Genomic DNA, 2,880 nt, shown 5'->3' with positions numbered 1-2,880 from the left:
TCGATCTGCTGGCCTTCGCCCGTCGCCTCGGCATGGCGCAGCGCCGCCAGGATCGATATGGCGGCATAAAGCCCGGTGCCGATATCTGCCATCGCCACGCCGGCGCGCAGCGGCCCGCCGCCTTCCTCGCCGGTGACGGACATGAAGCCGCCCATACCCTGCGCCACGAAATCATAGCCGCCGCGCGCTGCATACGGCCCGGTTTGGCCAAAGCCGGTGACCGAACAATAGACCAACGCCGGCTTGATGCTGCGCAAAGTCTCCCAATCCAGCCCGTACTTCACCAGGCCGCCCACCTTGAAATTTTCGACCACGATATCGGCTTGGCGCGCCAGATCGCGCAGCAGGGCCTGGCCATCCGGGTGGGTGAAATCCACGGCAATGCTGCGCTTGTTGCGATTGGCCGCCAGATAATAGGCCGATGTGCCGATCTCGTCCGCGCCGTCCACACCCTTCAGAAACGGCGGCCCCCACGCGCGGGTATCATCGCCGCGGCCCGGCACCTCCACCTTCACCACATCAGCGCCCAGATCGGCCAATGTTTGCGTGCACCACGGCCCGGCCAGCACCCGCGACAGATCAAGGACACGGATACCGGCAAGCGCCGACGGCGAAACATTATCAATCATCGCGCATCGCTACCGCCAAATTGCTGCCGATGCCAGTTTGCGCTGGTCGTCCCGGCATCCGGTCAAGCCCGTTCAAAGATCGCCGCCAGCCCCTGCCCGCCGCCGATGCACATGGTTTCCAGGCCAAAACGCCCGCCGCGCCGCTGCAATTCGTGGCACATTGTGGCCAGGATGCGCCCGCCAGTGGCGCCGATCGGGTGACCCAGGCTGATGCCCGAGCCATTGACGTTCAGCCGGTCCGGATCGTGCCAGCCCCAGCCTTTGAGCACGGCCAGCACTTGCGGCGCGAAGGCTTCGTTCAATTCGACCAGATCGAGATCGTCCCAGCCCATGCCAGTTCGCGCAAACAGCCGCTCCACCGCCGGCACCGGGCCGATGCCCATGCGGCTGGGATCGCAGCCGGCTGCGGCCCAGCCCGTCAGCCACGCCATCGGCGTCAGCCCCAGCGGCGCCAGCAGCTCTTCGGCCACCACCAGGCAAGCCGATGCGCCGTCATTCTGTTGGCTGGCATTGCCCGCCGTCACGACGCCGCCCGCATCAATGGCGCGCAGCAGGCCCAGATTTTCGGGCGTCGCATCGGCGCGAATGCCTTCATCCTTGGCAAATATGGCTGGCGGTCCTTTTTTCTGTGCGATTTCCACTGGCACCAATTCGGCATCAAATTTGCCGTCCGCCCAGGCCTGCGCAGCGCGCTGGTGGCTTTGCGCGGCATAGGCATCGCAGGCTTCGCGGTTGATATCATAATCCTTCGCCAGATTGTTGGCGGTTTCGATCATGCCGGAAATCACGCCATAGCGGGCGATCGGCTGGCTCATCACACGGCCGCGCACCAGCCGATCATGGAAAGTCGTGCTGCCCATGCGCGCGCCGCTGCGATGATCGATGCTGTAATATTCAACCTGGCTCATGCTTTCGACGCCGCCGGCCACCACGATATCGGCAGCGCCGGTTTGCACACGCATCGCGGCATCGATCACCGCCTGCAGGCCGCTGCCGCAGCGCCGATCCAGCGACACACCCGGCACCGATTCCGGCAATCCCGCCGCCAGCCAGCTCCAGCGCGCCACGCACGGCGCTTCGCCATTGGGGTAACCATGCGCGAACACCACATCATCGACCCGCGCTGGATCAATGCCGGTGCGTGCCATCAACGCCTTCAGAACGATCGCGCCCAGCTCCCCAGCCGGCAGGCTGGCCAAGGCCCCGCCAAACCGGCCGACCCCGGTGCGGATCGGCGATACAATAGCTGCACGGCGCATCAGTTTTTCTCCCGCATCATGGCTTTGGCCACAATCGTCTGCTGAATTTGGCTGGTGCCCTCATAAATTCGGAGCAGGCGCACATCACGATAGAAACGCTCGACCTTGTATTCGGCCATATAGCCAGCGCCGCCGTGCACCTGCACCGCCCGGTCAGCGATCCGCCCAACCGCTTCGCTGGCATGCAATTTGAGCACCGAACATTCGCGGGCGCTGGCCTGTCCGGCATCAAAACGCGCCGCCGTGCGCTCCAGCAGCGCCTCGGTGGTCAGCCGGTCAACCTCCATGTCGGCCAACATGGCCTGCACCAGCTGGAAATCGCCGATGCGCTGCCCGAATTGCTGGCGCTCCACGGCGTAACTCAGGCTCATTTCAATCAGCCGGTCGGCCATGCCCAGCGCGACTGCTGCAATATGGATGCGGCCGCGGTCCAGCACCTTCATGGCGGTGCGAAAGCCCTGGCCCGGCACGCCGCCGATGATGCTCGATGCCGGCACCATCACGTCCTCCAGGATGACATCACAGGTCTTGGCGCCGCGCTGCCCCATCTTGCGGTCGGGCTTGCCCAGCGAAATGCCCTTGCTGTCAGCTGGCACGATGAAGGCGCTGATACCCGCTGCGCCTTTCACGCCCGCTTCGGTGCGCGCCATAAGCGTGAACACTGTGGCGCGCGGCGCGTTGGTGATATAGCGTTTGGTGCCGTTGATCCGGTAATGATCGCCCTCCAGCACCGCCGAGCAGCGCAGCGAGGCGGCATCCGATCCAGCCCCCGGCTCGGTGAGGGCGAAGCTGGCGATGGCTTCGCCGGTGGCAAAGCGCGGCAGCCACTCTTCCTTCTGCGCAGCGGTGCCATCGATCATGATGCCCTGGCTGCCGATGCCCACCGTGGTGCCGATCAGGCTGCGGAAGGTGATGCTGGCCCGGCACAGCACCCGCACCAACGCCGCTTCCTCGGCCATGGTCAGGCCCAGCCCGCCATGGCTTTGCGGGAT

3 protein-coding genes are annotated in these 2,880 nt (G+C 65.2%); all 3 read right to left on the bottom strand.

Features of this window, described 5'->3' with window-relative positions:
- On the bottom strand, positions 1-629 hold a 629-nt coding region (locus tag ABWP50_RS04950; RefSeq protein ID WP_353216884.1), incomplete at its 3' end, for a CaiB/BaiF CoA transferase family protein.
- Positions 630-691: 62 nt separating this feature from the next.
- Positions 692-1,888 (bottom strand): acetyl-CoA C-acetyltransferase, encoded by a 1,197-nt coding sequence (locus tag ABWP50_RS04945; protein WP_353216883.1) that lies wholly within the window; start codon positions 1,886-1,888, stop codon positions 692-694.
- Positions 1,888-2,880, bottom strand: a 993-nt coding sequence (locus ABWP50_RS04940) for an acyl-CoA dehydrogenase family protein (protein WP_353216882.1), incomplete at its 5' end; no start/stop codon positions are given. The genes ABWP50_RS04945 and ABWP50_RS04940, both read right to left, overlap by 1 nt.

Source organism: Sandarakinorhabdus sp., from assembly GCF_040398645.1.
Taxonomy (GTDB): domain Bacteria; phylum Pseudomonadota; class Alphaproteobacteria; order Sphingomonadales; family Sphingomonadaceae; genus Sandarakinorhabdus.
The sequence above is the reverse complement of the archived record's forward strand: the minus strand, read 5'-3'. Positions and strand labels throughout refer to the sequence as shown.